4 protein-coding genes are annotated in these 5,559 nt (G+C 71.7%); 1 reads left to right on the top strand and 3 read right to left on the bottom strand.

The window, feature by feature from the left end; all coding sequences use genetic code 11:
- The coding region (locus tag ACQKIP_RS38260) for an oleate hydratase (RefSeq protein ID WP_427745198.1) at positions 1 to 414 on the top strand (414 nt) is incomplete at its 5' end.
- A gap of 51 nt (positions 415 to 465) precedes the next feature.
- Here the strand turns inward: ACQKIP_RS38260 and ACQKIP_RS38255 are convergent.
- The 3 genes from ACQKIP_RS38255 to ACQKIP_RS38245 form a co-directional block, all read right to left on the bottom strand.
- Entirely contained in the window at positions 466 to 1,506 is a 1,041-nt protein-coding gene (locus ACQKIP_RS38255; RefSeq protein WP_365854060.1) for a LacI family DNA-binding transcriptional regulator, read from the bottom strand.
- Positions 1,507 to 1,569: 63 nt separating this feature from the next.
- Positions 1,570 to 4,008, bottom strand: a complete 2,439-nt coding sequence (locus tag ACQKIP_RS38250; RefSeq protein WP_427745197.1) for a glycoside hydrolase family 3 C-terminal domain-containing protein — start codon at positions 4,006 to 4,008, stop codon at positions 1,570 to 1,572.
- Positions 4,009 to 4,064: 56 nt separating this feature from the next.
- The coding region (locus ACQKIP_RS38245; RefSeq protein ID WP_427745196.1) for a discoidin domain-containing protein at positions 4,065 to 5,559 on the bottom strand (1,495 nt) is incomplete at its 5' end.

Here is a 5,559-nt window from a genome sequence, read left to right as displayed (position 1 = left end):
GCCCTGTTCCCCGACGAGGAGGGCGACTTCGTGCGCAAGCCGATGCGCGAGTGCACCGGCCGGGAGATCCTCGACGAGGTCCTGCACCACCTGCGCTTCGAGGAGGGCCCGCAGATCCTGGACAACTCGATCGTGGTGCCTGCCCTGATGCCCTACATCACCAGCCAGTTCCTGGTCCGCAGCGCGGGCGACCGGCCGCCGGTCGTGCCGGAGGGGTCCACCAACCTCGCCTTCATCGGGCAGTACGCGGAAGTCCCCGACGACGTGGTGTTCACGGTCGAGTACTCGGTGCGCACCGCCTGGACGGCCGTCGCGCAGCTGCTCGGGCTCAAGAAGCAGCCGCCGCCGGTCTACAAGGGAGGGCACGACCCCAAGGTGCTCGTCGAGGCGTTGCAGACCATGCACCGGCGCTGACCCTCGCCGCGGCGGATCGATGCCACCGCCTGTCGCTGCCGGTGCCGCGTGTCAGGCCGACTCGCGCACCACCAGCTCCGGTTCGAAGATCACCGAGGTGGGGTCGGTCCGTACGCCCTCGATCTGTTCCTGCAGCAGCCGGGCCATCGCCGCGCCCATCTCCTCGACCGGCTGGCGCACCGTGGTCAGCGGGGGCACGCAGGTGACGGCCACGCTGGAGTCGTCGAATCCGACCACCGCCACGTCCCGGGGGGTCTGCTTGCCCGCCTCCCGCAGGGCCTGGCACACCCCCTGCGCCATCAGGTCATTGGCCGCGAACACCCCGTCGATGTCCGGATGCTCGACCAGCATCCTGCGCATCGCCCTCGCCCCGCTCTCCAGGGTGAACCCGCCCTCGGCGACGGGGATGTAGGGCTGGCCGCCCCGCTCCATGCCGTCCTGGAAGCCAGCGAGGCGTTCGCGGCCCGCGGGGATGTCCAGCGGGCCCGAGATGGTCGCAACCCGGCGGCAGCCGCGAGCCAGGAGATGATCGGCGGCCAGTCGTGCCCCGTCCCGGTGTGCGAAGTCGACGAACGTGACGCGGGCCCGCAGTGAGGGGCGGGCGAAGAACACCGCGGGCAGCCGTGCTTCGGCCAGCAGCTCCGGCAGCGGGTCCTGGGCGTGCGTCGAGACGACCAGGGCGCCGTCCGCGTTGCCCTGGCGCAGATAGGTCAGGACCTGCCGGCGGGAGTCCTCCGTCTCGGCGAACATCAGCACCGGATGCATGCCGCGCGGCCGCAGGAAGCCCACCACTCCGCTGACGGCCCGGCCGAAGAAGGGGTCCGCGAACACCCGTGTGGCAAAGGCGTTCTGTGCCGCGTCGGAGTGGTCGCCGGCGCCCGAGACGACCAGGGCGATGGTGCCCGCGCGCTGGGTCACCAGGGAGCGCGCGGCCCGGTTGGGCGCGTAACCGGTGCGCTCGATGGCCGCGTTGACCACGTCCTGGATGGCGGGGGCGACATTGCGCACGCCGTTGACCACCCGGGAGACGGTGGCGCGCGAGACCCCCGCTTCGCGCGCCACGTCCTCGAGCGTCGGCATCTGTCTGTCCATTCGGGAACCCTAACGCCCCGCCCCCGGGCTCTCATAGAGCGCTCTCCCGCATCTGCGGGCCCGCTACCGGCGCTCGCGCGGCCCGCGGACGGTTGCCGTCAGCGGCAGATCACCGGCGCTGCGACCGGCGAGGATCCGCCAGGAGCCTTCTTCGGTGCGCCAGGCGCGGGCGTCCGTGTCCCAGTGGCGCAGCATCCGCGCCGGGATCCGCACCGTCGCCGTCACCGTCTGCCCGGGCTGCACGCGCACCGCGGTGAACCCCGCGAGCCAGCGGACCGGGCGCTCCACCGCGGAATCGGGCCGCGCGAGGTAGACCTGCACCACCTCGCGCCCCGAGCGCACGCCCGTATTGCGCACCCTCACCTCCGCGACCAGGTCCTCTCCCCCGTCGTGCGCGCCGGCGACCCGCAGGCTCTCGTAGCTCCAGGTGGTGTAGCCCAGGCCGTGGCCGAACCAGTACGCGGGCACGCGCCCGGCCCGCAGCCAGGCCCGGTAGCCGATGTGCAGGCCCTCGGCGTAGACCAGTCGGCCGTCCTGCGGGCGGGTGTGCGTGACCGGGGCGTCCGCGAGGGCGGCCCCCCAGGTGGTGGGCAGCCGGCCGCCCGGTTCGGCCTGCCCCAGAAGGACGTCGGCCAGCCCGGCGCCCGCTTCCTGGCCGGGGAACCACGAAAGGAGCACCGCCCCGGCTTCTTCCCGCCAGGGCAGCTCCACGGGGCCGCCGGAGTTGACGACGACCACGGTGCGCGGATTGGCGGCGGCGACCGCCGAGACCAGTTCGTCCTGGCGGCCGGGCAGCGTGAGCGAGGTGCGGTCGTGCCCCTCGGACTCGCTGCCCTCGGTGGTGCCGACCACGACCACGGCCACGTCCGCCTGCCGCGCGGCCTCGACCGCTTCGGCCAGGGCTTGTTCCTGGTCCGGCTCGGGTTCCGCGGCCGTCACCACGACGGCGCGGCCGGTGTCGGGGGCCAGTTCCCGGCGGGCCACGACATGGGCGGGCTGTCCGCCCGCGAGCCATACCGAGGCGTGCCGGCGCGGCGGGTCGAGATGGATGACCGCGGGATCCTCGCTGTCGCGCGCGAACTCGCCCTCCACCAGGAGCTGTCCGTCCACGGCCAGACTCATCCGGCCGTAGCCGCCCACCCCGAAGGTCCACTTGCCGTCACCGGCCGGGCGCACCAGCGCGCTGATCTCGACGGTGTGGGCTTCCGGTGCGAGCGGGGGTTCCAATTGCCTTCCGGACAGGCGGTGTTCGGCGTACAGCTCGTGACCGCTCGCGCTCAGCACGCGCAGCAGCACGCCGGGCTCCCCGGTGAGCGGGTTCTCGCACCGTGCGGGGTCCAGGGGCAGGGGCAGCCCGCCCAGGTCCGGACCCGGCGCGTGCAGCACCCTGGTCCGGCCGGGCCGCCGGGCGCGGATGCCGTCCAGCGGGGTGACGACGTCCGGCGGGAAGACGCCGGCGCTGCCTCCTCCCTGGAGCCGCGGTGCCGAGGCGTGCCGTCCGATGACGGCCACGCTGTGCAGCGCGGCGGCGTCCAGGGGCAGGACGTCCTCGTTGCGCAGCAGTACGGTACTGGCCGCGACGGCCCGGCGCAGCAGACAGCGGGCGGTGCCGCCCGGCCAGGCGCGCGACGGGATGCCGCGTCCGCCGCCGAGGGCGCCGACCCGGTCGGCCAGGGTCAGCAGGCGCAGCACTTTGTCGTCGATCGCCTCCTCGGGAACGCTTCCGCAAAGGACCGCCGCCACCAGCGCCGCGCCCCACGGTCCGTCCGGCCCCGGCATCGCGAGGTCCTGGGCCGCCGCCGCGCTCTGGGCCGTCTGCCGTACGGCGCCCCAGTCGGAGACGACGGCCCCGTCGAATCCCCACTCTCCCTTCAGCGGTTCGGCAAGCAGGTCGCTGGCGGTCATCGTCGTGCCGTTGACGCCGTTGTAGGCGCTCATGACGAGCCACACGCCCGCGCGGACGGCGGCTTCGAAGGGGGCCAGGTACACCTCGCGCAGCGTCCGCTCGTCCACCCGGACGTCCAGGGTGAGCCGTTCGGTCTCCGAGTCGTTGGCCACGTAGTGCTTGGCGGTCGCGGCAACGCCGTGGGCCTGGATACCGCGGATCAGGGCGGCTCCCGTGCGCGCGGCCAGCTCCGGGTCTTCGGCCAGGCACTCGAAGTGGCGCCCTCCCAGCGGGGAGCGGTGGAGGTTCAAGGTAGGCGCCAGGACCGCGTGCACCTTCTTGCGCAGCGCCTCCAGGGCGAGCAGCTCGCCGAGCTCACCGGCCAGCTGCTCGTCCCACAGGGAGCCGAGGGCGGAGGCGGAGGGCAGGAGCAGCGAGGGCCGGCGTTCGTCCCACTCCTCCCCCCGCACCCCGGCGGGACCGTCCGAGAAGACCATCTCCCGTAGCCCTACCGCTGGTTCGGCACGGGTGCGCCACACGGTGGCTCCGGTCAGCAGACCCACCTTGCGCACCAGATCGAGCGTGCCCACCAGCTTCAGCAGTTCGTCCCGCGTCATTGCTTGCTCCTCCTGCCCCCGACGGGAAGCGGCGCCGGCGTCAGATCACTTGCAGATCACTTGTAGACGCCGAATTCGTAGAGCGAGTAGCCGTATCCGGTGCCTCGCTGGGTGCCGTTGACCCGGACGTAGCGGCCGGAGCCGTTCACGTCGAAGTCGTCGATGCCGCCGTTGCCGGCGCTGACCTCGTGCACGGTCTTCCAGTCCCTGCCGTTGTCGGAGGTCTGGATCGTGTACGCCTTCGCGTACGAGGTCTCCCAGTTGAGCTGGACGTGCTTGAAGGAGGTGGTGGAGCCCAGGTCGACCTGGAGCCACTGCGGGTCGCTCCAGTCGCTGGCCCAGCGTGTGCCGTTCTTGCCGTCGACGGCGTTCGCTGCGGTGCACGGGCAGTCGCCGCTGCCGGGCTGGAAGGAGGAGGCGGTGGCGGTCTTGCCCTGTGCGATGTTCGTGCCGTTGACCGGCGGCGGCACCACCCGTACGGAGCGCGTCTCGATGCCGACGTTGCCCTTGCCGTCGCTGACCTTGACGTAGATCTTCCAGACGCCGGGCTTGTCCGGGGCGGTGACCTTCAGACGGCCCGATCCCAGGTTCGTGACGGACAGCGGGGTGAGGTCCTTGCTCTTGTCGATGTACATGCTGTTGGCGAGCACTTCGTAGGACAGCGGGTCGCCGTCCGGGTCGCCGGCCTTGGTGGTGAGCGTGAGCGGGGCGCCCGCGGGGACCTTGCCCGCATCCCCGTCGACGGTCAGATCGGTGATGACCGGCGGGGTGTTGTCCCCGGCGGTGCTGCCCTTGTAGGCCTTCTTCACGGCGTAGTACGAGAGGCGCTTCTGGCCCGCGGGGAGCAGGTTGAACCAGACGCCGCCGAAGTCGTACTCCGTGCCGTAGTGGAACATGGTGGCGCCGAGCCCGACGCCCCGGTGACCGGTGATGCAGTCCCAGGCCTTGCTGTATCCGGCGGCCTTCGCCCGGTCGGTGGGCTCCTCGGGAACGCCGTTGGCGTCGTCGGGAACCTCCCATTCGCCCGCGGGCCCGGACTCGGTGACGATGTAGGGCTTGCTGTAGCCGCCCTTCTCCCAGTCGGACTTGATGTCGCAGGCGGCGTTGTAGGAGTTGACCGCGTAGAGGTCGAGGTCGGGGGCGTTCTTCTTGTAGTAGGGCCAGGCCCCGGTCCAGGCGTCGGTGGAGGTCACGGGGTGGTTGGGGTCCACCGCGTGGATCTTCTTGGCGACGTCGTTGACGAAGGTGGTGTAGGCGTTGCGCTGCTTCTCCAGCTCGTCCCCGGCATAACAGTTCTGCAGGCCGAGCACCGATTCGTTGCCCACGTTCCACATCAGGACACCGGGGTTGTCCTTGTAGGTGTCCACCCACTTGGGGAACTCCTGGAGCATCTGGTTCTTGTACGCGGTGTCCGTCAGGTAGTTCACGCAGCCGCCGCTGCCGGGGCCGCCGCCGGGCTGGAGCCAGAAGCCCGCGATGACCTTGATGCCGTGGGCGGCGGCGGAGTCGAAGAGCGGCTTGCTGGAGGCGTCGGTGCCCCAGGTCCGAATC

It is taken from the genome of Streptomyces sp. NPDC059900 (assembly GCF_050270335.1).
Taxonomy (GTDB): domain Bacteria; phylum Actinomycetota; class Actinomycetes; order Streptomycetales; family Streptomycetaceae; genus Streptomyces.
Note: the sequence above shows the minus strand (reverse complement) of the source record. Positions and strands in the feature narration are given on the sequence as shown.

Excerpts from the sequence above, each read along its gene's own strand:
- ACQKIP_RS38255 (WP_365854060.1), bottom strand. The coding sequence starts at position 1,506 with ATGGACAGACAGATGCCGACGCTCGAGGACGTGGCGCGCGAAGCGGGG.
- ACQKIP_RS38250 (WP_427745197.1), bottom strand. The coding sequence starts at position 4,008 with ATGACGCGGGACGAACTGCTGAAGCTGGTGGGCACGCTCGATCTGGTG.